This is a genomic window from Kribbella sp. NPDC048928, assembly GCF_043197975.1.
Classification (GTDB): Bacteria; Actinomycetota; Actinomycetes; order Propionibacteriales; family Kribbellaceae; genus Kribbella.
Map to the genome: position 1 here is coordinate 1186559 of NZ_JBICUC010000001.1, position 22750 is coordinate 1209308.

The following is a 22750-nucleotide window of genomic DNA, read 5'->3' on the forward strand; positions in this document are numbered from 1 at the left end:
CGTAAGGATCCTTCATGCTCATTCGATTCGAGGCCTCGAACTTTCGTTCGATCCTGGAGCCAGTCGAGTTGTCGATGGTTGCCGTCGACTCCGCTCGCCAGGAAGCCCGGGAGCTTCCGAATATCGGCGCGAGCCTGCTTCATGTAGCAGCGATCTTCGGGCCCAATGCTTCTGGAAAGTCGAACGTGGTCGCAGCTCTCGGATGGGTGCGGGACGCGGTGCGGACGTCTCTCCGGCTCTGGGACGACAACGTTCCGATCGAGCCGTTCGCGTTCGGGGACGGCCCCGAGCGACCTTCTGAATTCACTGTCGAGGCGGAGATCCATGGTGTTCGCTTCGAGTACGTTCTCGAGGTCGACCGGCAGGCAGTGCACTATGAAGGCCTGTTCCACTACCCGGAAAAGAAGCGCAGACGAATCTTCGAACGCGAAGGATCAGAGCTCAAGCTGCAGAGAGGTCTGGGGAGCCTTTCAGGGACCAGGGAACTCCTCACCAGTCGGACCCTTGCGCTCTCGATCGCGAGAAGGTTCGAAGAGCCGCTGGTGTCGGACTTCGCCACGGATCTGCTACGAATTCAGACCTTGGGACTCCTGGACCGACGGGGTCTGCCGGCTGCAAGCCGACAGCCGACGGCCAGACTGTTCGCGTCCGAAGCGGAGCCGGACCAGGTACAGGAGAGCTTGTTCGACGTCGGGCCGACCACGCACTCCGTCGACCCGAACGAGCGCGCTGAGGCGTTGGCTTTACTGCGGATCGCCGACCTGGGAATCGACGATGTACTGGTTGCGAATGATCCGGAAGCGCGAAGGCCCACGCGCCGGGTTCAGCTGAAACATCGCACGACCCGCGGCTCGATCCCGCTGGATTTCGCTGCGGAGTCGGCCGGCACGCAAACCTGGTTCCGCTTGATCGGACCAGTCCTGGCCGCGTTGCGGGAGGGATCATTGTTGCTGTTCGACGAACTGGACGCGAGCCTTCACCCAGCCCTGTCGCAGCAACTGATTGCCCTGTTCCAGAGCCGGGACACCAACCCGCTCGATGCGCAACTGATCTTCACTACCCATGACACGAGCCTGCTGAATCACCTCAACCGCGACGAGGTGTGGTTGACCGAAAAGACCGAAGACGGAGCGACCCGACTGGGTGCCTTGGCGGAGTTCGCGGGCGAGCGGGTACGAACGTCGGTCAATCTCGAGCGGGCCTACCTTCAGGGAAGGTTCGGAGCACTGCCCGACACAGACCGTACCGACCTCTTGCGCGCCCTCGGTCTGATCGCCTGATGGCCGGCCGGCGCAAAGGACCGAAAGACCTTCGCCGCAAGACGGCGAGCCGGCCCGAGCGGAAGACGGTACTGATCTTCTGTGAAGGCGAGGCATCCGAGCCGGACGATCTGAACGCCCTCAAGCGTCTGCCTGAGATCCGGCACAACACCGCCATCAGCCTGATCATCGACCCGGCGTTCGGACTTCCGATGGAACTCGTCAGCAAAGCCGCTGAACGACTCCGCCGGGACCCAGACATCGACGAGTGCTGGTGTGTGTTCGACGTCGAGTGGCCGCAGCACCATCCGCACCTGGATCGAGCCCTCAGACTTGCCGCTGCTGAAGGCGTGCGGATCGCTGTTTCGAATCCTTGCTTTGAGTTGTGGCTGATGCTGCACTTCCAGGACCACTCAGGCTTCCTGCAGACGCGTGATGCCGAGGTCGCCAGTCGCCATCTGGACGGTCGATCCGGCAAGCGTCTCGACGGCGCCAAGTACATGCCGCTCAGGCACGACGCCTGCGAACGAGCGAGTCGCCTGGCCGTCCGACACGAGCGGAATGACAGTACGTTTCCGGACGACAATCCGTCATCGACCATGCATGAACTGCTCGCTGCGCTGGAACCTCCGGACCAGCACTAATCTGCCGTCATCGGAGAGCATCCTCGAAGATGCTTCTGTTGGTTGAGACGAAGGCGTGTTCGCGGTACGACCAGGCGATGCGTTCGGCCTGTTCTTTGCAGGGGCGGGCGGTCCAGAAGTCGACGTTGTGGAGCTGTTGTGCCAGGACGGCCGGGATCAGTCCGTCCATGTCCTGCAGGGCATAGGCGTCGGCCAGGACCCGGACTTGGTGCGCTTGGCGTTCCGGGTCGGCGTGTTTGGACGCGATGCACCAGGTCCAGGCGGCGTACCCGAGATCCTCGAGTGGATCACCTGGGGCGGCGAGATCGAAGTCGATCAGGCCGGTGGGCAGGTCGCCGGTGAAGACGAAGTTGGTGGGAGCCGGGTCGTGGTGACAGACGACCGGGTGCCCGGCGGCCAGGCCGGTGTCGCGGGTCGCGTCGTGGAATGCGCGGAGGAGAGCTCCGGCCGCCGCGATCTGTTGGTCGTCCCAACGTTGATACCTGGACGGTACCCAACCGTCCAGGTAGGTGAGGACGTCGCGGCCGGTCTCGTCTTGACCGAGGTACGTCGGGGCGGCCGCGAAACCGTTTTCTGCAAGGAGTTCGAGGAGCTGTGCAGTGAAGGCGGAGCGGTCCGACCCGGGGCGGCGTACCGTGTTGCCGGCACGCACCGCCCCGGTCGTCAGACGCCCACCGGTGAGCGGCTCCTCGATCACTGCATGGTCGGGCGAGCCTGAAGGAACGTCCACCGATGCCCCTCCAGATCCTCGGCCTCGTAACTGCGATAACCGTACTGGTGGATCTCGGACAGGATCTTGGCGCCGTTGTCCTGACTGCGGGCGAAGTGCGCGTCGAGGTCGTCGACGTACACCCAGGCCGCGTGGTCCGCGCCTGGGACGCCCGGCTCGGAGCGGGGCAGCACGATGATCGAGGACGCGCCGGCGTGCAGCTCGATCCAGGTCGGCTGCTTGCCTTCTTCAGGTACGCGGTCCCAGGTCTCGAGGCCGAACACTGTGTGCAACCAGCGGGCTGCCGCGGCGGGATCCTCGTAGGACAAGGCGATCGCGAGCCGGCCGACCTCGCGCACCGCGTGCGGCGCGGTGTCGCGACGGGCGACCCAGGCCGGGAACCAGTGCAGCACGTTCTGCCAGGAGTAGACGGCCTTGGTGCCACCGTCGACAAGGGCTTCGAGAACGGTCACACGCGTGCCGGAAGCGGTCGGGTCGAAGCTGACGCTGGTCTCGGTGTCGTCGGTGGAGCTGCGGTACTCGAACCGGACACCAGGCTCCCAGGTGGTGATCACGCCGCGCTCGAGCGCGTCGTCGGCGTACACCTCGAGGATCCGGCCGCCGACGCCGGGCTCGATCCGGATCTCGACCGCCCGCGCGGAGTCCCAGAAGTTGATCGGGCCGCGGACCCACCACAGGTCGATCTCCTCCGTGAACACCTGGAACGCGGTCGCCGGATCCACGGCAACCTCGACGGCGACCTCCACGGACTGCTCAGTCATCGGAATTCCCCTTCTGCTCGACGTGTCGCTTGAAGGCGCCCAGCTGGTCGCGCCAGTGCGCCTGGACCTGGTCGAGCCAGGCCTGGACGGCGACGACCGGCTCCGGATTGAGCCGGAACACGCGCACCCGCGCATCGTCCGGAACCCGCTCGTCGGCGACCAGCCCGGCCTCCAGCAGGATCCGCAGGTGCCGGCTCATCGCCGGCGACGACGTGCCGGTCGCCGCGGCCAGCTGCCCCGCGCGCTGCGGCCTCTCACCGAGCAGCTGCACCACCTGCCGCCGCGTCGGATCAGCCAGCACCTCGAAAAACCGATCCACCTGATGTTGCGCCATCCGCTAATAGTTCTACGATCTGTGAACTATTGTCAACCCACTGAACCACCCGAACACCCGAGGTTCTCCACTCGCGTTGTGGGTTCTCTGTCGGCATACGAGCAGAGAACCCACAACGCCGGTGGATATCCACCCGCGTTGTCGGCGGGCGACGCGGGGTGGGGTGCGCGGGGTTGGGTGCGCAGGGTGGGGTGCACAGGCGGGGGTGCGGGGTTGGGGTGCGGGTGGGGGCGGTTAGGGGGCGGTTAGGGGGCGGTTAGGGGGTGGGGGGTGGGGCGGCGACGTGGCAGGCTACTTGGGGTTTGGGGGTGGTGGGGAGGACGGGGAGGGGGGTGGTGGTGCAGGCTGGGGTGCCGTTGCCTGCGGCTACCAGTTGGCAGCGGGGGTGGAAGCGGCAGCCGCTCGGGATGCGCGTCGGGTCGGGCGGCTCGCCGGTGAGGACGATGCGGGCCGGGGACTCGGGCAGGACGCTCAGGAGTGCCTGCGTGTACGGGTGTTGCGGGTTGGTCAGCACGTCCTCGGTGGGACCGGACTCGACGATCCGGCCGAGGTACATGACGGCGACCCGGTCGGCGATGTTCCAGGCCAGACCGAGGTCGTGGGTGACGACAAGCGCCGACAGGCCGAGATCGTCGCGGAGCCGCAACAGCAGCGAGAGGATCTCGCCGCGGACCGAGGCATCCAAGGACGCGACCGGTTCGTCGGCGATCAGGACCTTCGGGTCGAGGGCGAGCGCTCCGGCGATGACGACCCGTTGCCGCTGCCCGCCGGACAGCTCGTGCGGGTACCGCTGGAAGAACCGTTCGGGCGGCCGCAGTCCCGCCCGAGACAACGCCGACGCGACAAGCGCCTCCTCGTCCGCCGGCAGATCCGAGGCGGATGAGAGCTTGCCCGGGAGGCCGTGGATGCGTGGGCCTTCCGCCACGGCTTCATAGACTGTCTGGCGGGGGTTCAGTGAGCCCATCGGGTCCTGGAGTACGAGTTGGACCTGGCGCCGGAACGCGCGGAGCGCCCGCGTCTTGTAGCTCAGCGGCACACCGTCGTACGTGACCCGTCCACCGCTCGGGCGTTCGAGGCCGAGCAACGTACGGGCGAGTGTGGTTTTGCCGCAGCCGGATTCACCGACCAGCGCGACGATCTCGCCGTCACCGATGGCCAGGTTGACGCCGTCGACGGCCCGCGCCCGGCGTCCACCGCGGCCGGGAAACTCGACCTGCAGCTCAGTTGCCTCTAGCAAGAGTCACTCCCCCACCAGGACGCAGGCGGCCGCCCGGTCACCCGACACCAGCAGTTGTACGTCGGTACTCGCGCACGACTCGAGCGCGACCGGGCACCGCGGATGGAACGCACACCCACCCGGCAGCTGTTGCGGATCCGGCGGATCGCCGGCCAGACCGCGCGGAGCGAGTCGCGACGCCGGATCGCCGACGGTCGGGAACGCCGCGGCCAGTGCCTGACTGTACGGGTGCCGGAACTCGCCCGACGACGGCCCGACCTCGACCAGCCGGCCGGCGTACATCACCGCGAGCCGGTCGCAGACGTCCGCGAGCACCGACAGGTCATGCGAGATCATCAGCAGCGAGATCCCGTGCTCGGCGATCAACTGGCGGATCAGCGTCAGCACCTGCGCCTGCACCATCAGGTCGAGCGCGGTCGTCGGCTCATCCGCGATGATCAGCTGCGGGGAACACGCCAGCGCCATCGCGATCATCACTCGTTGCCGCTGGCCACCACTGAGCTCGTGCGGATAACTGCGCGCCCGCCAGGCCGGCAATCCGACCTGTGCCAGCAACTCCTGTACTCGCGCATCGGCGGCCGCACCGGACGCAAGCTTGTGTACGAGCAGCGGCTCGGCGATCTGCGCCCCGATCCGCCGTACCGGGTTCAGCCCGTGTTGGGCGCCCTGGAAAACGATTGACGCCGATGACCATCGGACGGCGCGCAGCCGGCCCCACTTCATGGCCAGTACGTCCTCGCCGTCGAGTATCACCTTGCCGCCGACGACGGCCGACCGCGGTAGCAGCCGGAGCAGGGCGAGCGCGACGGAGGACTTGCCCGAACCGGACTCGCCCGCCAGACCGAGCGCTTCGCCCGCCGCCAGTTCCAGGGACACGCCACGGACGGCCGGCACGTCGCCGGACGCGCCGGTCCGATACGTCACCGACAGGTCGTCGAGTTCGAGCATCAGACCGCTCCCGTCCGCAGCCGGGGATTCAGCACTGTCTCCAAAGCCCTTCCACACAAGGTGAATGCCATCACCACGGCCACGATGCACAGACCCGGAATCAGGATGTACCACCAGGCGCCGGCGGTCGCCGCGCCCCAGTCGTACGAGCCGCGCAGCATCGTGCCCCAGGAGGTCTTGTTCGCGCTGACGCCGAGGAACGCCAGCGTCGACTCGGTGACGATCGCGCTCGCCACCTCCAGCGTCGTACTGGCCAGCAGTAACGGGGCGACGTTCGGCAGCACGTGCCGGGTGGTGATGTGCCAGTGGCCGGCTCCGAGCGCGAGCGACCTCTCGATGTACGGGCGGGCCTCGACCGCGAGCGTCTGCGCCCGGATCAGGCGCGCCGTCGACGGCCACGAGGTGACGCCGATCGCCACGATGATGGTCGCGGTCGAGCCACCGAGGATCGCCGCGAGCACCAGCGCGGTGACCAGCGACGGCAGTACGAGGAACCAGTCGGTCACGCGCAGAATCACCGCGCCCGCCCAGCGCCGGAAGTGCCCGGCCGCGATGCCGAGCACGGTGCCGATCACCATGCTCAGCAGGGCCGCGAGGAAACCGATCAGCAGCGAGGTTCGCGAACCCCACCAGATCATCAGCAGGATGGACCGCCCGGACTCGTCGGTGCCGAGCGGGTCGTGCAGGCTCGGCGGCGCGAGCTTGGCACGGGTGCCGGACACCACGTTCGTCACCCCGGCGTCGATGAACAGCGGCGCGATCAGCGCCAGGATCACGGCGACCGCGAGAATCACCAGCCCGGCAACTCCGGCGCGATGTTTTCGGAAATCGACCCAGAACTTTCCGGCCGCGCGTTTCCGTCGCTCCCACGCAACCGTACTCATGCCGACCTCACCCGTGGATCGAGGACGTGGTAGACCACGTCGGCCAGCGTGTTCATCACGATCACCGAAACCGTGATCAGCAGGAAGGTGCCCTGCATCAACGTGAAGTCCGGCACCCGGATCGCCTCGTAGAACAGCTGCCCGAGCCCCGGCCAGCTGAAGATCGCCTCGACCGTCACCGCGCCGCCCACCACGAACCCGATCCGCATGAACACCAGCGTCACGGTCGGCAGCAGCGCGTTCGGTACGGCGTGCTTGCGCCGTACGTCGTCGTCGCGCAACCCCTTGGCCCGCGCCGTCGTGATGTAGTCCTGACCGACCTCGTCGATCACCGACGACCGCATCACCAGCAGGTACTGCGCGTAGACGACCGCGACCAGCGTGAGGCACGGCAGCACCATGTGCTGCCCGACGTCCAGTACGCCGGCGAACCCGTCCGGCTTGTCGACGCTCGAACTGCCGCGGGTCGGGAAGACGCCCGGAATCGGGCCGATCCCGGCCGCGAACACCATCAGCAGCAACAGCCCGAGCCAGAACGTCGGCACCGACCACAGCACCAGCGAGATCGCCGTCGACACCTTGTCGAACCGGCTGCCCGGCTTCCAGCCGGCGCGGGCGCCCTGCCACAGGCCGAGGCCCACGGCCATCACGAGCGCCGTACCGGTGAGCAAAAGGGTCGGCCCGATCCGCTCACCGATCAGGTCCAGGACCGGCCGCTTGTACTCGTACGACGTACCGAGGTCGAAGGTCAGCGTCTGCTTGACGAAGTGCACGAACTGCTCCGGCACCGACTTGTCCAGCCCGAGCCGCGCGCGTTCCAGGTCGAGCTGCTCAGGCGTCATGTTCCGGCCCTGCGCGAGCGCCCGGACCGGGTCGCCCGGCAGCAGCCGGAACAGGAAGAACGTCGCGACGATCACCATCGCGATGCTGAGCAGGGCCCCGCCCGCCTTGGTCGCCGCGTACCGCAGCAGACCGTGGCGCGCCGGGCTCTGCTCGAGCTCGTCGACAGCCGTCGTCACCGGACCTCCCGGCCCACGCCGGGCAAAAGGTTCGTCATTCGCGCTCGTCGGCGGTGCCGCCCCGGCGCCGCAGGACGAGGAAGGCGGCCCCGGCGAGCACGACGATGCCGGCTGCCACGCCCACGATCACGCCCACGTCCGACCCGCCGTCTCCGGCCTTTCCACCCTTCGACACTGCCTCGAGCGTGTAGAACGGCCAGTAGCCGGAGCCCCCGTACAGCAGGCCCTTGTCCTCGGGAATCGGCGTGATGTTCGCGATCCGGTCCTTGCGGTAGCCCTCGAGGTCGTTCGGGTAGTAAAGGGCGATCACCGGCGCGTCGACGTACAGCCGTTCCTCCATTTTCTTGATTGTTTCCGCACGCTTTCCGCGGTCGAGTTCCTTCTGCTGCTGCAGGTAGAGGCTCTCGTACGTCGGGTCGCAGTAGAACGACTCGGTGCCGCCACCCTGACCGGACGCGGTCGGGCGCCGGCTGCACAGGTGCGTACCGAGCACCTCCTCCGGGTCCGGGTTCACCGACCAGCCGCTGATCGCGATGTCGAACAGCGCGGTCGTACCGGTCTCCTCGGTGAACTTGCTGGAGTCCAGCCGCTTGGTGGTCAGCGTGATACCGATCTGTTTGAACCAGCCCGTCAGGTACTCGGCGAGCTTGTCCTCGATCGGCGTGTCGGTGTGAATGCTGAACCGGAACTGGAGTTTCCGCGACCCGTCCGGCATCGTCCGGACCCCGTCCGGCCCCTTCTTGTACCCGGCGTCGTCGAGGATCTTGTTCGCCTTCGCGAGGTCGAACGTGACCTTCTCGGCGCCACTGGCCTCCCAGAAGAAGTCCTTGTACAGCGGCGGGATGATCGACCCGTCGGCCGGTTTCGCCAGGCCGCCCTGGACCTCGTCGACGAGTTTCTGCTTGTCGATCGCATAGTGCAGCGCGGTCCGGACCTTCGGGTCCTTGAGCGCCGGATGCCCGTCACCGATCGGCTTGTTGTCGCTGGTCGTCGCGCCGTGGTTGATCTGCAGGTACGACGCCCGCCGGCCTTGGGTGTTCCACTGCACGATGTTGTCGTCGCCCTTCAGCGACTCGAAGTCCGGCGGGTTCAGCCGGCCGATCAGGTCGATGTCGCCCTTCTTCAGCCCGACGATCGACGCGGCCGGGTTGTCGTAGAAGATCACCTGCAGCTCGTCGATCTTGGGACGGCCGCGCCAGTAGTCGGGGTTCGCCTCCAGCCGAACGAACTGGTCCTTCTTGTGCTCGACCGCGGTGTACGGCCCGCTGCCGACGGTCGGGTACACCTCGCCGTCGTACTTCGAGATGTCCTTGACCTTCTCCCAGACGTGCTTGGGCATGATCGGCACCGGGTTGTCGAGCATCGACGCCTGCGGGGTCTTGAGCTTGATCGTCAGCTCCTGACCGTTCGCGGTGACGCTCTGGAAGTTCTCCACGGCCGGTCCGTTGCCGGTCTTCGCGCCGTCGTCGGTCATCATCTTGTTGAACGTCCAGGCCGGGTCCGCGGCCGTGATCGGCTGCCCGTCGGACCACTTCGCCTGCCGGATCTTGAACGTCCAGGTCAGCCCGTCCGGCGACGTCGTCCAGGATTCCGCCAGATCCGGGCTCGGCTGCAGCGTCTTGGAGTCCGGCACCGTGAGGAACCCGTAGATCATCCGCTGGATCGACCCGGTCACCAGGCGGACCGCCAGGAACGGGTTCATCGAGTCGACCGACTGCGTCACCCCGATCTTGATGACCTTCTTCTGCACCGGGTCGGCCGCCATCGCCGTCCCGGACCCCACCGCCAGCAAGCACAACGCCGCCAGCACCGCCAACAGCTTCCTCATCGGGCCGCCCACCTTCATTAGCCGGTGTTGGTGTTTGGGGAAGAAACCACACCATCACGCAGGGTGCTGTCAACGAACTACGAAGCTTTGTCACACGTAAGTAACCTTCTTTCGACTTGACTACACGCTTGTGTAGTAGTTTGCTTCTGTGTGTAGGGAGAGGAGCTGGGGATGGATCGAGCGGCAGAGGACCTGACGGCGCGGGCGCGGATCCGGGATGCGGCGATCCGGTTGTTCGGGGAGCGCGGCATCGACGGGACGTCGATCCGGGACATTGCGGCCGCGGCCGGCGTGTCGTCGGGGCTGGTGCGGCATCACTTCGGGTCGAAGGAGTCGCTCCGGGAGGCGTGCGACAAGTACGCGAAGGACCGGATGCTGCAGATCGGCACCGAGCTGACGCAGGAGCACGACCTGTCGGGTCTCGATCCGCTCGCGCTGCATCCGGTCGCGTTCCCGCTGCAGCTCTACATCGTGCGCTCGATGATGGACGGTTCGGAGACCGCGACGGCGCTGTTCCTCGAGGGCGTCGACGCGGTCGAGGAGTGGACCACGACGTACGGCATCGAGCCGAAGGACCGCCGTGGGTACGCGGCCGCGCTGGCCGCGATCAAGCTCAGCGTGTTCGTGTTCCGCGAGCAGGTCTCGAAGGCGCTCGGCGAGGACATCAGCACCCCGGAGGGCTACAACCGGATCGGTCAGGCCCTGATGGAGGTCTTCACGATCCCGCTGCTCAACTCAGAACAAGTCGACAACTTGCGGAAACAGGAGAAGTGATCATGCCGGCTGCGATCAGCACGGAAGGTCTGGTCAAGCGGTTCGGGCGCACGCACGCCCTGGACGGTCTCGACCTCGCGGTGCGAACCGGTGAAGTGCACGGGTTCCTCGGCCCGAACGGCGCCGGGAAGACCACCACCATTCGCATCCTGCTCGGGATGACCCGCGCGGACGGCGGCAAGGCGACGGTCCTGGACGGCGATCCGTGGTCGGACGCCACCGACCTGCACCGGCGCCTCGCGTACGTACCCGGCGATGTCACCCTGTGGCCGAACCTGTCCGGCGGCGAGGCGATCGACCTGCTCGGGCGGATGCGCGGCGGCGTGGACAAGTTGCGCAAGGCCGAGCTGCTCGAACGGTTCGACCTCGACCCGCGCAAGAAGGCGCGCGCGTACTCGAAGGGCAACCGGCAGAAGGTCGCGCTGGTCGCCGCGTTCGCGTCCGACGTCGAACTGCTGCTCCTGGACGAGCCGACTTCCGGCCTGGATCCGTTGATGGAGGAGGTGTTCCGCGAGGTCGTACAGGAGCTCAGCGACCGCGACGGCCGTACGGTCCTGCTGTCCAGCCACATCCTGTCCGAGGTCGAGGCGTTGTGCGACCGGGTCACGATCATCCGCGCCGGCCGCGCCGTCGAGAGCGGCACGCTGAGCGAGCTCCGGCACCTCACGCGGACCTCGATCCAGGCGGAGCTGGTCGGCCCGATGAACGGTCTCGCGCAGCTCGCCGGCATCCACGATCTGCAGGTCGACGACGGCCGCGTCCGGTTCGACGTCGACACCGACGAGATCAACCCGGTCCTGCGCCGGTTGACCGACATCGGCGTACGGAGCCTGGTCAGCCAGCCGCCGTCGCTCGAGGAACTGTTCCTGCGGCTGTACGAACCCGAGGCAGCGAAGTGAAGAGCCTCGCCGGAACGGGCGGCCTGATCCGGCTGGTCCTGCGCCGTGACCGGGTCGCCCTGCCGCTGTGGATCGTGCTGCTCACCGCGATCTCGGTGAGCTACGTCAAGCAGTACGGAGACCTGTTCCCGACTCCGGACGCGCGGATCGAGTACGCGAGCAACGCGGGCTTCATCACCTTGTACGGCGAGCTTTCCGGGTCGAGTCTCGGCGAGTTCGTGACGTGGCGACTCGGGTTCGTCCCGGTGATGGTCGGACTGATCAGCCTGCTCACGGTGATCCGGCACACCCGCGTCGAGGAGGAGACCGGGCGCCGGGAGTTGCTCGGGGCAACCGTCGTCGGCCGGCATGCGCAGCTGGCCGCCGCTCTGATCACCATCCTCGGCGCGAACCTGGTGCTCGGCGTACTGCTTGCCCTCGGCATGCACAGCCAGGACCTGCCGCTCGGCGGATCGGTTGCCATCGGCATCGTCTACGCCGGCACCGGCTGGTTGTTCGCGGCCGTCGGCGCGGTCGCGGCGCAGCTGACCGCGAGCGCCGGTACGGCCCGCGGCATCGCGATCGGCGTACTCGGAGCGGCCTACGTACTGCGAGCCGCCGGCGACACCAGTGCGCACACTGACGGCCCGCTCGCGTGGTTGTCGTACATCTCCCCGATCGGCTGGGCACAACAGATCCATCCGTACGCCCAGAACCGTTGGTGGCTGGGCGCCGTCCTCCTGGCCGTGACCGCCCTGCTGGTCGTCGTGGCGGTGAGTCTTGCCGTACGACGAGATGTCGGCGCCGGTCTGCTACCCGATCGGCTCGGTCCGGCGGACGGTACGCTCGGCACGCCTCTCGCGCTGGCGTGGCGGCTGCACCGCGGGCTGCTGATCGCGTGGACGATCGGATTCGCCTTGCTGGGCTTGCTGTTCGGCGGCGTCGCCAAGGGCGTCGGCGATCTGATGCGCGACGATCCGTCCATCCAGGAGATGTTCCAGCGGATGGGCGGGGCGTCCGGACTGATCGACTCGTTCCTGGCCGGTGTGATGACCCTCGTCGGCCTGATCGCGTCCGCGTACGCCGTGCAGGCCACGCTGCGGATGCGGGTCGAGGAGAGCAGCGGCCGGGCCGAACCGGTGCTGGCGACTGCGACGAGCCGTTGGGAGTGGGCCGGCAGTCATCTCGTCTTCAGCCTGCTCGGCCCGGCCGTCGCACTGCTCGCCGCGGGGTTGGCCGAGGGGCTCGCGTACGGCGCGGCGATCGGGGATGTGGGTGGTCAAGTACCGCGACTGATCGCGGCCGCACTCGCCCAGCTGCCCGCGGTCTGGGTGCTCGCCGCGATCGCGATCGCGATCATCGGCTTCTTCCCGCAGGCGTCGATGGTGTCGTGGGCCGGGCCGGCGGTGTGCATCCTGATCGGGCTGGTGAGCGCGGGCGTGGCGACAGCGGGCTGGATCCGCGACATCTCGCCGTTCACTCATCTGCCAACGCTTCCGGGCGGCACCGCGAAGGCCGGTCCGCTCGTCGTACTGCTGGCCATCGCTCTCGTCGTCGGCCTCGCCGGCCTGCTCGGCCTCCGCCGCCGCGACCTGCCCGCCTGAGCCCATCTGAGCCCGCCCGAGCCCGCCGCGGACCTGTCAGCGGCGGGCGTTCTGGGACCAACTGAAGCAGTACAGGCCGAACGCCGCGAGGCCGATCGCGAGCACCGTCAGCAGTACGGAGCCGAACGCCTGCTCCTTGATCGTGTGCAGTGCGGTGTCGAGCCCACCGGCCTTCTTCGGGTCGTAGGCGATCGCCGCCCAGCCGAACAGCACGCCGACGACACCGAACGCGACGCCCTTCGCGGCGTACCCGGTCCGGCCGAGCAGGACGGTCACGTCGGACACCCCACCGACCAGATCCTCGGTGAACTTCTTCGTCACCGCCTTATGGAGCTGACGTACACCGATCCCGATGATCACCACGCCGACCACGACGATCAGCACCCGGCCCGGCCCGTGCGACATCACCTTCGCGGACAGCGACTGCTGCTGGCTCGTGCTCGAGCCACCGGACCCGACGGCCACCTTGATCGCGCTGATCCCGAGCACCAGGTAGACGATCGCCCGGCCGGTCGCGGAGACCTTCTTCTCCAGGTCGAGATCGCCGTAGACGAGCTCGAGAACCCGCCAGATCACCAGTGCCAGCAGGCCGATCGCGACCACCCACAGCAGGGCGCCGCCGAGCGGATTCCCTGCGAGCTCCTTCAGCGCACCCTGCTGCGACGCCTCCTGCGACGATTTGCCGAAGGCGAGCTGCAGTGCGATCCACGCGATCAGCAGGTGCACGACGCCGTACGCGATCAGACCGACCGCGATCGCGATGCCGTACGCGCGGCTGTGCCGTACTTCTTGAGCCGTCCTCACCTCTGACCTGTGCCCAGTGGACAAACCGTCAGGCGGAGACGGGAGCGGTGGCCTCGCGGTCGGCTTCGTCGATGTCGCCGTACTCACCGCTGCGGTAGGCGCGCCGGCCGAGCGTCCAGACGTACGTGAAGAACGCCAGCTCGACCACGATGCCGATGGTGACGCGGACCGGACCCGGAAGGAACGGTGTAACAAACGCTTCGATGAGGCCGGTGACCAGGAGGAGCGCCCCGAGACCGATCGCCATCCCGACGGTGGCGCGACCGGTCTGGGCGAGCGCCTGCATGCGGGTCCGTGGCCCGGGGACGACCCAGGCCCAGCCGAGCCGCAGGCCCGCGGCGGCCGCGATGAAGACCGTGGTCAGCTCGAGCAGGCCGTGCGGGGTGATCAGGCTGAAGAACAGGCCGCCCTTCTCGTGACTGATCATCAGGCCCGCATTGATGCCGAGGTTGACCGCGTTGTCCCACAACACGAAGACCGAGGGGACCAAGAGGATCCCCAGGGCGAGCGCCGAGGCGGCGAGGGTCGTGTTGTTGATCCACACCCGGAGCGCGAAGTCCTGTGCGGGGTTGTCGGAGTAGTACGACTCGAAGCCGTGGCCGACGAGGTCTTTGACCTGGTCCGGTGTGGCAATCGAGTCGACGACCTCCGGGTGCGCCAGGATCCGCCAGGCGGTCCAGGCCGCGACCAGATAGAACAGCAGCCCGATGGGGATCCACCAGCGTCTGGACGCGTAGAGCGCGGCCGGGAAGCTGACCAGGAAGTACTTCGAGATGTCTCGCCACACGGGTGCCTGTGCACCGGTCACGGCACCGCGAGCGTCCGCGATCAGCCCGGACAGGCGACCGATGGACACCGGGTCCGCTCCAGCAGCCCGCAGCGCGGCCAGGTGGGTGCCGACGCGCTGGTAGAGCACGACGAGCTCCTCGGCCTCCGCACCGGACAGGCGACGCTGGCGACGGGTCAGGCGCGCCAGGCGATCCCACTGCGGCTGATGCACCGATACAAACGCTTCTACGTCCACCCGCCACCTCCTCCACCCGACTGATGGCAGACTAACCGGACCGAGTGTCTGTGCAGGAGGGGGGCGACGAAGTGTCTCAGCTGGTCACCGGCGAAGCGGTCGTCCTTCAGGTACGGATTGCCCGGATGCCGACGCGGGCCCTGGCGTGTGCCATCGACGTGTTGCTGCAGGGCATCGTGCTGACGGTCCTGCTCGCGCTGCTGGCCGGGTTCCTGTTCGGGAGCGAGACGAGCGAGGCGCTGGCGGTCGCGCTGATCTTCATCGTCGTACTGCTCGTGGTCGTCGGCTACCGGCTCGTGATGGAGACGCTGACCCGCGGGCGGACGCTCGGCAAGATGGTGCTCGGGCTGAAGGTGGTCCGCGACGACGGCAGCTCGATCCGGTTCCGGCACGCGCTGGTGCGGACGCTGATGTGGTTCTTCGTGGACTTCGCGCCGTGGTTCGCGGCGAGCCCCGGGATCGTCGCGAGCCTGATGAACAAGCAGGGCAAGCGGATCGGGGACATGGTCGCCGGTACGGTCGTCATCCGCGAACGGCAGCAGCCGATCGGGTCGCCGCCGCTGTTCGTGCCCGGACCGCTGGTGCAGTGGGCGCAGTCGCTCGAGCTGTCCCGGCTGCCCGACGAACTGGCGAACGCGGCCCGCGACTACCTGGCCCGCTACACCGAGCTCCTCCCCGGCGCCCAGTACGCCATCGGCGAGGCCCTGGCCGCCCGCGTCGCCGCCGTCACCGCCCCCACGCCGCCGTACCAGATCATCGCACCCGCGTACCTGTCCGCCGTACTGGCCGAACGCCGCCGCCGCGAACTCCACCGCCTCTCCACCCAACGCCCCACCCACACCGGCCTCTTCGCCCCGCCCACCCCCTACGCGCCACCAAGCCCGTACGCCCCACCCAACCAATACGCTCCGCCCAGCCCGTACGGCGTGCTCCCACCGGTGCCTCCCCCGCCCGGCCCCTTCGCCCCGCCCCCGCCGCAAACCTCTCGCCCCGCCCTCCTCAACCCCCAAGGCTGGGCCGCCCCCGGCAGCAACGAGTCAACCCAATGGTTCTAACTGGATCCCCAGGCAGGCAGAACCCCCTCAAAACGGCCTTTGAGGGCTGTTTTGAGGGGGTTCTGCCTGCGTGGCGGTTCGGTTAGTAGCGGTAGGCCTCGGCCTTGTACGGGCCCTCGATCGGGACGCCGAGGTAGGCGGACTGCTCCTTGGTCAGCTCGGTGAGCTTCACGCCGAGTGCGTCCAGGTGCAGCCGGGCGACCATCTCGTCGAGGTGCTTCGGCAGCACGTACACCTCGGTCGGGTAGTCGGCCGTCTTCACGAACAGCTCGATCTGCGCGAGCACCTGGTTGGTGAACGAGTTCGACATCACGAACGACGGGTGCCCGGTGGCGTTGCCCAGGTTCAGCAGGCGGCCCTCGGAGAGCACGATGATCGTGTGCCCGTCGGCGAACCGGAACTCGTCGACCTGCGGCTTGATGTTGACCCGCTCGACACCGGCCGTCTTGTACAGCCCGGCCATGTCGATCTCGTTGTCGAAGTGGCCGATGTTGCCGACGATCGCCTGGTGCTTCATCGCCGCCATGTGGTCGGCGGTGATGACGTCCTTGTTGCCCGTGGTGGTGACGAAGATGTCCGCGATCCCGACCACGTCGTCGACCGTCGACACCTGGTACCCGTCCATCGCGGCCTGCAGCGCGCAGATCGGGTCGATCTCGGTGACGATCACCCGGGCGCCCTGCCCACGCAGCGATTCCGCACAGCCCTTGCCGACGTCGCCGTACCCGCAGACGACCGCGACCTTGCCGCCGATCAGGACGTCGGTGGCGCGGTTGATGCCGTCGATCAGCGAGTGCCGGCAGCCGTACTTGTTGTCGAACTTCGACTTGGTGACCGAGTCGTTGACGTTGATCGCCGGGAACAGCAGCGCGCCGGCCTTGTGCATCTCGTACAGCCGGTGCACGCCGGTCGTGGTCTCCTCGGTGACACCCTTGATGCCCTGACCGATGGTGGTCCACAGCTGCGGGTCCTCGGTCAGCGTGCGGGTCAGCAGCTTGAGTACGACGCCGTACTCCTCGGAGTCCGCGGTCGACGGGTCCGGGACGGCGCCCGCCTTCTCGAACTCGGTGCCCTTGTGGACGAGCATCGTGGCGTCGCCACCGTCGTCGAGGATCATGTTCGGGCCTTCACCGCCCGGCCACTTCAGCGCCTGCTCGGTGCACCACCAGTACTCGTCGAGGGTCTCGCCCTTCCAGGCGAAGACCGGGACGCCGGCCGGCGCCTCGGCGGTACCGCTGCCGACGACGACCGCGGCGGCGGCGTGGTCCTGGGTGGAGAAGATGTTGCAGGAGACCCAGCGCACCTCGGCGCCGAGCGCGATCAGCGTCTCGATCAGCACCGCGGTCTGGATCGTCATGTGCAGCGACCCCATGATCCGCGCCCCGGCCAGCGGCTTGCTGTCGCCGTACTGCGCGCGCATCGCCATCAGGCCGGGCATCTCGTGCTCGGCCAGCCGGATCTCCTTGCGCCCGAACTCGGCGAGCCCGAGGTCTGCCACCTTGTAGTCGAAGGTCATGCCGCTCCCCTGAAGACTGTGATTCTGACTGACCTGAGCCTAGAGGGCCGAGGCACGCGGTTTGATCGCTCCAGGCGCGATTTTGACACCGAAATGTCAAGATTGATGCTATGCGCATCACCGAGGCCGCTCGCCAACTGGGTACCACTCCGCGCATGCTGCGCTACCGGGAGGCGCTCGGGCTTCTGCCCCGCTCCAGATCCGGGCAGACCGCGCAGCGTCAGTACGACGACCGGGACCTGGCCGCCGTACGTCTGGCGCTCGATCTCGAACGCCGGTACGACGTGACGCCGGCCGCACTCGCGTTCGCCCTGAGAGCGCTGGCGGAGCCGTCCGTGGCTGCCGACATCCGCAACCTCGGCTACCGCACCGGCCGGCTCAGCGCGCCACCCACCCAGGCCGAGATCGACCGCGAACGCGCCCTCAGATGGCTCGGCCGCTCCGGCGTCCTCCCCCCACGCCCCCGCTGACCCCCCGCCCGCCCTCCCCATTTGCCTGGCAAGCCAGCGAAAGTGGTGGGTCGGCCAGGCAAATGAGGGGTTCTACACCCGGGACTGCGGTGTGGAACCCCTCATTTGGTGGGTCTGCCAGGCAAATGGTGGGTTAGTGCGAGGGGGCTTCGGGGATGGCGGGGCGGGCGTCGGTGGTGTGGTTCTCGACGTAGACGTCGGGCTCGAGGTAGATGTGCACCGACATCGGCTCGGCCGCGCGGATGGCGCGTTCGGCGGCGTCGATGGTCTCCGCGACGACGGCCGCGTCGGTGGTCGGCTCGACGGCAAGCTTCGCGGCGACCAGAACCTCCTCCGGGCCAAGGTGCAGGGTCTTGATGTGGATCAGACGCTGCACACCAGGGGTGTTCTCGATCGCGGTGACGATCCGCTGCTGCGCCTCGCGGGTCGCGGACTCGCCGAGCAGCAGCGACTTCATCTCGATCGCCAGGAAGACCGCCACGCAGACCAGCAGCGCGCCGATCGCCATCGAACCCAGGCCGTCGAACACACCGTTGCCGGTGGCAAGCGTCAGGATGACGCCGAGCAGCGCGAGCACCAGACCGGTGAGCGCCGCGAAGTCCTCGAGCAGGATGACCGGCAGCTCCGGGGCGCGCGCGTTCCGGATGAAGCGGACCCAGGTGACCTTGCCGCGCAGCTTGTTGGACTCGAGGATCGCGGTCCGGAACGAGAAGCTCTCCATCGTGATCGCGAGCACCAGCACCGCGATCGGGACCCACTTCCAGTTGTCGATCCCGTGCGGGTCGTGGACCTTGTGGTACCCCTCGTACAGCGCGAAGAGGCCGCCGACGCTGAACAGTACGATCGACACGATGAACGAGTAGACGTACCGCTCGCGGCCGAACCCGAACTGGTGCAGGTCGTCGGCCGCCCGCTTGGCCCGCTTGCTGCCGACCAGCAGCAGCACCTGGTTGCCGCAGTCCGCGGTCGAGTGGATCGCCTCGGCCAGCATCGAGGCCGACTGGGTCAGCGCCCAGGCCGCGAACTTGGTGACCGCGATACCTGCGTTCGCCAGCAAAGCAGCGACGACAGCCTTGTTACCGCCACCAGCCATGGTTGTTCGAGTCCTCCCAGGAAACGATGCAGCAAGAGTCAGCGGGCGGACACGACGAACGCCGTGCCGGAACCACGCAGGGTACAGGGTCCTTCGGTTCCCGAGGCGAACGCGGAACGGCCCGCGGGCAACGTGACGGCGGATTCCTTGCCCGCAGCATCGACAACGCTCACGCTGCCGTCGACACAGCAGACGATCCGCGGGCCGACGCCCTCGACCGTGCGCTCGTCGTCGTCCAGCTCGACCCGGTGGATCGCGAAGTACTCACAGCCGGTGTCGTACGTCGCCACGCCGTTGCCGGCCGGGGTCGCGGTCAGCACCGGGTTGTCCAGCGGCTCGAAGTCCACCACCGAGACCAGCTCCGGTACGTCGATGTGCTTGGCGGTCAGGCCGCCGCGCAGGACGTTGTCCGAGTTCGCCATGACTTCGAAGCCGAGACCGTGCAGGTACGCGTGCACGTTGCCGGCCGGCAGGTACACCGCGTCGAACCGCTGCAGCCGTACGCGATTCAGCAACAACGCAGCCAGTACGCCGGGATCGTCCTGGAAGTCCGCGCACAACTTCGACAGCGTCTCGCGCTCGAGCGGGAACGCGTCGCCGGCATACTGTGCGACGGCCTCACCGAGCGCACCGACCATCGGACGGATCGCGTCCCGGTCGCGGCTCATGAAGTCGGTGAACGCCTCGCGCAGCTTCCCGTTGCGCAGCAGGTCCGTCAGCTCGCCGAACCCCGCAGGGGCCAGCGCATCCAGCAACGCGACCGTACGGTCGAGCGGCCGGAAACCGACCAGTGCGTCGAACGGCTCGAGCGCGATCAGTATCTCCGGCTTCGGCCAGGCGTCCTTGTAGTTCCGGTCGGCGGCGTCCCGCGGGACGTCGGCCTCCTCGTCGCGCCGGTACCCGTCGATCGCCTGCTCCCGCGAAGGATGCGCCTGGATCGACAACGGCTGCCCGGCGGCGAGCAGCTTCGCGAGGAACGGGAACCGGCCGTCGAACCGCTCGGCCGTCTCCGCACCCAGCACCGCGCCGGCGTCGGCCGACACCGCGTCGTACAGGGTGTCGCCAGTCGGCAGTACGGACGGCGCGGACTCGTGCGCGCCCATCCACAGCTCTGCCTGCGGCTTGCCGTCCGGCTGGACGCCGAGCAGCTCGGGGAGCGCGGTGTGCGAGCCCCACGCGTAGTCGCGGATCGTGTTCTGCAGCGGGACTACCACGCTGGGTCCTCCGAAGGGTTCCCTGGCTCGAGCGGGTCGTCCTCGGACGACGTACCGTACCGGCCGAGGCCGAGACCGAGGTACGCCGCGGCATACCGGCCGTGCTGGGTCAGAGCGGCGTACCGGGCGATGTCCGTGCCGTTGGCCTGCGTGACCGTGAAGACCCGGACGTCGTGGGCCTGCGCCTTGGCCTCCAGCTTGCGGCGGTGCTCCGCGACGCCGGGGTCGTCCACGCCGTCGTCCAGCACGATCAGCGCCGGCCGGACCTCCGCCGGCTTGTCGAACGGGTCCGCGAACAGGTCCCGCGGCGGCTGGTTGAGCACCGGGAGCAGATGTCCCGCGTCAGCAGCCAGGGCGGGACGTCCGCTGGCCAGCCGGAGCGCCTCGACCACGCGGCGAGCCGCGCGTGCTGCCAGGACGGAACCGCCCCAGACCAGCGGCAGCGCGTCGGCCAGCACCAGCGCCAACTCCTTGGCGGGGTTGGACGAGACGTCCGTGTTCGGCGAGCACTCGATCGCCACGTCGTCCAGCATCGACGCGACGGCCTTGTGATCCACCTCCGGACCCAGGTCCATCTGGTGCAGCGCCTGCAGCACCGCGACGGCGGACGCCAACTGGTCGTCGGACTGGGACGGCAGCCGGATCGCGTGCCGCAGCCCCGCGGACGCGATGGCCACGGGCGAGTCCTCCGGCGCCGCGACCATCAGCCCGCAACCCCGGCGCACTGCCTCGCCCGCGGCCGAGACCGCGTCCAGGTCCTCGGTGGCACCGGCCAGTACGACAACCAGGTCCAGCGGGCCCGCCCAGCCGGGCAGACCCGGACCGGGCCAGGCGAGGAAGGGCACCGGGCAGACCGGCTCCAGTACGGCGCGGACGAGGCGGGCGTCGCGGCCGGCGGCGACCACTGCCCGCGGACGGAAACCATCCGAGGCCAGGCCGGACAGCACGTCCTCGGACGCCTCCAGCTCGGCGCGGACCCGCGCACCGGCCATTGCCAGCCGGCGCAACAGGTGGTCCGCCGCCTCGAGTGCGGCCGGGTCGTCGAGCCTGGTGTCGTCGAAGGGACTCATCACTATTCCGTCGACGCCGTTTCCCTGGTGTCCCGGGCCTCGTCGATCAGCAGCACCGGGATGTCGTCACGCACCGGGTACGCCAGCGCGCAGCCGGCGTTGGTGCAGATCAGCTCGCTCGCCTCGTCGTCCACGCGGAACTCCGAGCGGCACTTCGGGCAGACCAGGATGCTCAACAGATCCGGGTCCAGATTGACTGCCATTCAGTTCTCCCTACGCACCAGTGATCAGGGCCAGTACTTCGTCTCGGACGCGTTCCATGCCGGCCCGGTCCGCGGCCTCGACGTTCAGCCGCAGCAACGGCTCCGTGTTCGACGCACGGACGTTGAACCACCACTGTCCCGCCGACACGGTCAACCCGTCCAGATGGTCGACGGTCACGCCGTCGACGCCAGAATACGTATCCTCGATCGCCGCGACCGTCGCTGCCTGGTCGTCGACGGTGTTGTTGATCTCGCCGGAGGCGACGTATCGCTCGTACACCGCGAACAGCTCGCTCGCCGGCTTGTCCTGCTCACCGAGCGCGGCGAGCACGTGCAGCGCCGCCAGCATGCCGGTGTCGGCACGCCAGAAGTCGCGGAAGTAGTAGTGCGCGGAGTGTTCGCCGCCGAACACCGCGTCGGTCTCGGCCATCTTCTGCTTGATGTTCGAGTGCCCGACCCGGGTACGGACCGGCGTACCGCCGTGCTCGGTGATCAGCTCCGGCACCGCCTTGGAGGTGATCAGGTTGTGCAGGATCGTCGAGCCGGGGTGCTTGGCGAGCTCGCGAACGGCGACCGCACCGGTGATCGCGCTCGGCGAGATCGGGTCGCCCTGCTCGTCGACCACGAAACAGCGGTCGGCGTCGCCGTCGAACGCCAGCCCGAGGTCGGCGCCGGTCTCGCGGACCTTCGCCTGCAGGTCGACCAGGTTCTTCGGGTCGAGCGGGTTCGCCTCGTGGTTCGGGAAGTTGCCGTCGAGCTCGAAGTACAGCGGGATGATCGTCACCGGGCCGTCCGCGAAGACGGCCGGGACGGTGTGGCCGCCCATGCCGTTCCCGGCGTCGACGACCACGGTCAGCGGGCGGATGCCGCTCAGGTCGACCAGGTCGTGCAGGTGGTCCGCGTACGCGGTCAGGAGGTCCTTGTGGGTGACGTGGCCGGCGGACGCGGCGGTCGCCGGGCCCTCGGTCAGGGCCTTGGCGACCAGGTCGGCAATGTCCCGCAGGCCCGAGTCGCTGCCGACCGGTGCGGCGCCGGCACGGCACAGCTTGATGCCGTTGTACTTCGCCGGGTTGTGGCTGGCGGTGAACATCGCGCCGGGCAGGTCGAGCCGCCCGGACGCGAAGTACAGCTGGTCGGTGGACGCGAGACCGATGTCGATGACGTCCGCGCCGGTACTGGTCACACCTTCGGCGAACGCCGCCGCCAGCGCCGGGCTGGACGGCCGCATGTCGTACCCGATCACGACCGCCCCGGGACCCGCGAGCACGTCCAGGACCTCGACCATCGCCGCCCCGGCAGCCCGCGCCACCGACTCGTCGAACTGGTCCGGCACAACCCCCCGGACGTCATAAGCCTTAAAGATCCCCGCAACATCAACCATGCCACGGACCCTATCCGGCC

The 22750-nt window shown here is 68.2% G+C and carries 23 protein-coding genes; 7 read left to right on the plus strand and 16 right to left on the minus strand.

Annotated elements, in window-relative coordinates:
* The first annotated feature begins 14 nt into the window (after positions 1-14).
* Together ACGFI6_RS05690 and ACGFI6_RS05695 are read left to right on the plus strand one after the other, a co-directional pair.
* A complete protein-coding gene (locus ACGFI6_RS05690; RefSeq protein WP_393115479.1) occupies positions 15-1280 on the plus strand; it encodes an ATP/GTP-binding protein in 1266 nt (421 codons plus the stop codon).
* Positions 1280-1903 (plus strand): RloB family protein, encoded by a 624-nt coding sequence (locus tag ACGFI6_RS05695; RefSeq protein WP_393115480.1) that lies wholly within the window; start codon positions 1280-1282, stop codon positions 1901-1903. The genes ACGFI6_RS05690 and ACGFI6_RS05695 overlap by 1 nt, the downstream gene beginning before the upstream one ends.
* Before the next feature lie 7 nt (positions 1904-1910).
* On the opposite strand, the gene ACGFI6_RS05700 is transcribed toward ACGFI6_RS05695, so the two are convergent.
* The 8 genes from ACGFI6_RS05700 to ACGFI6_RS05735 all read right to left on the minus strand — a co-directional run bounded on the left by ACGFI6_RS05700 (position 1911) and on the right by ACGFI6_RS05735 (position 9644).
* Positions 1911-2633 (minus strand): phosphotransferase, encoded by a 723-nt coding sequence (locus tag ACGFI6_RS05700; protein WP_393115482.1) that lies wholly within the window; start codon positions 2631-2633, stop codon positions 1911-1913.
* A complete protein-coding gene (locus ACGFI6_RS05705; RefSeq protein WP_393115483.1) occupies positions 2597-3394 on the minus strand; it encodes a VOC family protein in 798 nt (265 codons plus the stop codon). Before ACGFI6_RS05705 ends, ACGFI6_RS05700 begins: the two co-directional genes overlap by 37 nt.
* Positions 3387-3728 carry an ArsR/SmtB family transcription factor gene (locus ACGFI6_RS05710; protein ID WP_393115484.1) on the minus strand — a complete coding sequence of 114 codons (342 nt, stop codon included), beginning with the start codon at positions 3726-3728 and terminating at the stop codon, positions 3387-3389. The genes ACGFI6_RS05705 and ACGFI6_RS05710 overlap by 8 nt, the downstream gene beginning before the upstream one ends.
* Positions 3729-3984: 256 nt before the next feature.
* Positions 3985-4965 carry an ABC transporter ATP-binding protein gene (locus ACGFI6_RS05715; RefSeq protein ID WP_393115485.1) on the minus strand — a complete coding sequence of 327 codons (981 nt, stop codon included), beginning with the start codon at positions 4963-4965 and terminating at the stop codon, positions 3985-3987.
* Positions 4966-4968: 3 nt separating this feature from the next.
* Positions 4969-5913, minus strand: coding sequence for an ABC transporter ATP-binding protein (locus ACGFI6_RS05720; RefSeq protein ID WP_393115486.1), 945 nt, complete (start codon positions 5911-5913; stop codon positions 4969-4971).
* Positions 5913-6797, minus strand: coding sequence for an ABC transporter permease (locus ACGFI6_RS05725; protein ID WP_393115487.1), 885 nt, complete (start codon positions 6795-6797; stop codon positions 5913-5915). Before ACGFI6_RS05725 ends, ACGFI6_RS05720 begins: the two co-directional genes overlap by 1 nt.
* A complete protein-coding gene (locus ACGFI6_RS05730) occupies positions 6794-7816 on the minus strand; it encodes an ABC transporter permease (RefSeq protein WP_393115488.1) in 1023 nt (340 codons plus the stop codon). Before ACGFI6_RS05730 ends, ACGFI6_RS05725 begins: the two co-directional genes overlap by 4 nt.
* Positions 7817-7850: 34 nt before the next feature.
* Positions 7851-9644, minus strand: coding sequence for an ABC transporter substrate-binding protein (locus ACGFI6_RS05735; protein WP_393115489.1), 1794 nt, complete (start codon positions 9642-9644; stop codon positions 7851-7853).
* A 171-nt stretch (positions 9645-9815) separates the two neighbouring features.
* Between ACGFI6_RS05735 and ACGFI6_RS05740 the strand changes: the two genes are divergently transcribed.
* From ACGFI6_RS05740 to ACGFI6_RS05750, 3 genes are read left to right on the plus strand one after another with little or no spacing between them, the layout of a single operon-like run.
* Positions 9816-10418, plus strand: a complete 603-nt coding sequence (locus tag ACGFI6_RS05740) for a TetR/AcrR family transcriptional regulator (protein WP_393115490.1) — start codon at positions 9816-9818, stop codon at positions 10416-10418.
* Positions 10419-10420: 2 nt separating this feature from the next.
* Positions 10421-11317 (plus strand): ATP-binding cassette domain-containing protein, encoded by an 897-nt coding sequence (locus tag ACGFI6_RS05745; protein WP_393115491.1) that lies wholly within the window; start codon positions 10421-10423, stop codon positions 11315-11317.
* Complete coding sequence (locus ACGFI6_RS05750) at positions 11314-12900, plus strand: ABC transporter permease (protein WP_393115492.1); 1587 nt, start codon at positions 11314-11316, stop codon at positions 12898-12900. Before ACGFI6_RS05745 ends, ACGFI6_RS05750 begins: the two co-directional genes overlap by 4 nt.
* Before the next feature lie 36 nt (positions 12901-12936).
* On the opposite strand, the gene ACGFI6_RS05755 is transcribed toward ACGFI6_RS05750, so the two are convergent.
* Both ACGFI6_RS05755 and ACGFI6_RS05760 read right to left on the minus strand, forming a co-directional pair.
* Positions 12937-13704 (minus strand): DUF1206 domain-containing protein, encoded by a 768-nt coding sequence (locus ACGFI6_RS05755; RefSeq protein ID WP_393115493.1) that lies wholly within the window; start codon positions 13702-13704, stop codon positions 12937-12939.
* 28 nt (positions 13705-13732) lie between these two features.
* Positions 13733-14728, minus strand: a complete 996-nt coding sequence (locus ACGFI6_RS05760) for a stage II sporulation protein M (RefSeq protein WP_393115494.1) — start codon at positions 14726-14728, stop codon at positions 13733-13735.
* 71 nt (positions 14729-14799) lie between these two features.
* On the opposite strand from ACGFI6_RS05760, the gene ACGFI6_RS05765 reads away from it, so the two are divergent.
* Positions 14800-15783, plus strand: coding sequence for an RDD family protein (locus tag ACGFI6_RS05765; protein ID WP_393115495.1), 984 nt, complete (start codon positions 14800-14802; stop codon positions 15781-15783).
* A gap of 82 nt (positions 15784-15865) precedes the next feature.
* Here ACGFI6_RS05765 and ahcY read toward each other — a convergent pair whose 3' ends face one another.
* Entirely contained in the window at positions 15866-17299 is a 1434-nt protein-coding gene (gene ahcY, locus ACGFI6_RS05770; protein ID WP_393115496.1) for an adenosylhomocysteinase, read from the minus strand.
* 110 nt (positions 17300-17409) lie between these two features.
* Between ahcY and ACGFI6_RS05775 the strand changes: the two genes are divergently transcribed.
* A complete protein-coding gene (locus ACGFI6_RS05775; RefSeq protein WP_393115498.1) occupies positions 17410-17769 on the plus strand; it encodes a MerR family transcriptional regulator in 360 nt (119 codons plus the stop codon).
* Between the two features lie 133 nt (positions 17770-17902).
* Here the strand turns inward: ACGFI6_RS05775 and ACGFI6_RS05780 are convergent, their stop codons facing one another.
* The 5 genes from ACGFI6_RS05780 to ACGFI6_RS05800 are packed head-to-tail and all read right to left on the minus strand — an operon-like array spanning position 17903 to position 22730.
* A complete protein-coding gene (locus ACGFI6_RS05780) occupies positions 17903-18862 on the minus strand; it encodes a cation diffusion facilitator family transporter (RefSeq protein WP_393115499.1) in 960 nt (319 codons plus the stop codon).
* A gap of 38 nt (positions 18863-18900) precedes the next feature.
* A complete protein-coding gene (gene manA / locus ACGFI6_RS05785) occupies positions 18901-20076 on the minus strand; it encodes a mannose-6-phosphate isomerase, class I (protein WP_393115501.1) in 1176 nt (391 codons plus the stop codon).
* On the minus strand, positions 20070-21146 hold the full coding sequence (locus ACGFI6_RS05790) for an SIS domain-containing protein (RefSeq protein WP_393115502.1): 1077 nt from the start codon (positions 21144-21146) through the stop codon (positions 20070-20072). Before ACGFI6_RS05790 ends, manA begins: the two co-directional genes overlap by 7 nt.
* Before the next feature lie 2 nt (positions 21147-21148).
* Entirely contained in the window at positions 21149-21349 is a 201-nt protein-coding gene (locus ACGFI6_RS05795) for a Trm112 family protein (protein WP_393115503.1), read from the minus strand.
* Between the two features lie 10 nt (positions 21350-21359).
* Positions 21360-22730 carry a phosphomannomutase/phosphoglucomutase gene (locus tag ACGFI6_RS05800; RefSeq protein WP_393115504.1) on the minus strand — a complete coding sequence of 457 codons (1371 nt, stop codon included), beginning with the start codon at positions 22728-22730 and terminating at the stop codon, positions 21360-21362.
* Between the last annotated feature and the right edge of the window lie 20 nt (positions 22731-22750).

Coding starts and splice junctions, on each gene's coding strand:
- ACGFI6_RS05690 (WP_393115479.1), top strand. CDS start 15: ATGCTCATTCGATTCGAGGCCTCGAACTTTCGTTCGATCCTGGAGCCA.
- ACGFI6_RS05695 (WP_393115480.1), top strand. CDS start 1,280: ATGGCCGGCCGGCGCAAAGGACCGAAAGACCTTCGCCGCAAGACGGCG.
- ACGFI6_RS05705 (WP_393115483.1), bottom strand. CDS start 3,394: ATGACTGAGCAGTCCGTGGAGGTCGCCGTCGAGGTTGCCGTGGATCCG.
- ACGFI6_RS05710 (WP_393115484.1), bottom strand. CDS start 3,728: ATGGCGCAACATCAGGTGGATCGGTTTTTCGAGGTGCTGGCTGATCCG.
- ACGFI6_RS05720 (WP_393115486.1), bottom strand. CDS start 5,913: ATGCTCGAACTCGACGACCTGTCGGTGACGTATCGGACCGGCGCGTCC.
- ACGFI6_RS05725 (WP_393115487.1), bottom strand. CDS start 6,797: ATGAGTACGGTTGCGTGGGAGCGACGGAAACGCGCGGCCGGAAAGTTC.
- ACGFI6_RS05735 (WP_393115489.1), bottom strand. CDS start 9,644: ATGAGGAAGCTGTTGGCGGTGCTGGCGGCGTTGTGCTTGCTGGCGGTG.
- ACGFI6_RS05740 (WP_393115490.1), top strand. CDS start 9,816: ATGGATCGAGCGGCAGAGGACCTGACGGCGCGGGCGCGGATCCGGGAT.
- ACGFI6_RS05745 (WP_393115491.1), top strand. CDS start 10,421: ATGCCGGCTGCGATCAGCACGGAAGGTCTGGTCAAGCGGTTCGGGCGC.
- ahcY (WP_393115496.1), bottom strand. CDS start 17,299: ATGACCTTCGACTACAAGGTGGCAGACCTCGGGCTCGCCGAGTTCGGG.
- ACGFI6_RS05775 (WP_393115498.1), top strand. CDS start 17,410: ATGCGCATCACCGAGGCCGCTCGCCAACTGGGTACCACTCCGCGCATG.
- ACGFI6_RS05780 (WP_393115499.1), bottom strand. CDS start 18,862: ATGGCTGGTGGCGGTAACAAGGCTGTCGTCGCTGCTTTGCTGGCGAAC.
- ACGFI6_RS05790 (WP_393115502.1), bottom strand. CDS start 21,146: ATGAGTCCCTTCGACGACACCAGGCTCGACGACCCGGCCGCACTCGAG.
- ACGFI6_RS05795 (WP_393115503.1), bottom strand. CDS start 21,349: ATGGCAGTCAATCTGGACCCGGATCTGTTGAGCATCCTGGTCTGCCCG.
- ACGFI6_RS05800 (WP_393115504.1), bottom strand. CDS start 22,730: ATGGTTGATGTTGCGGGGATCTTTAAGGCTTATGACGTCCGGGGGGTT.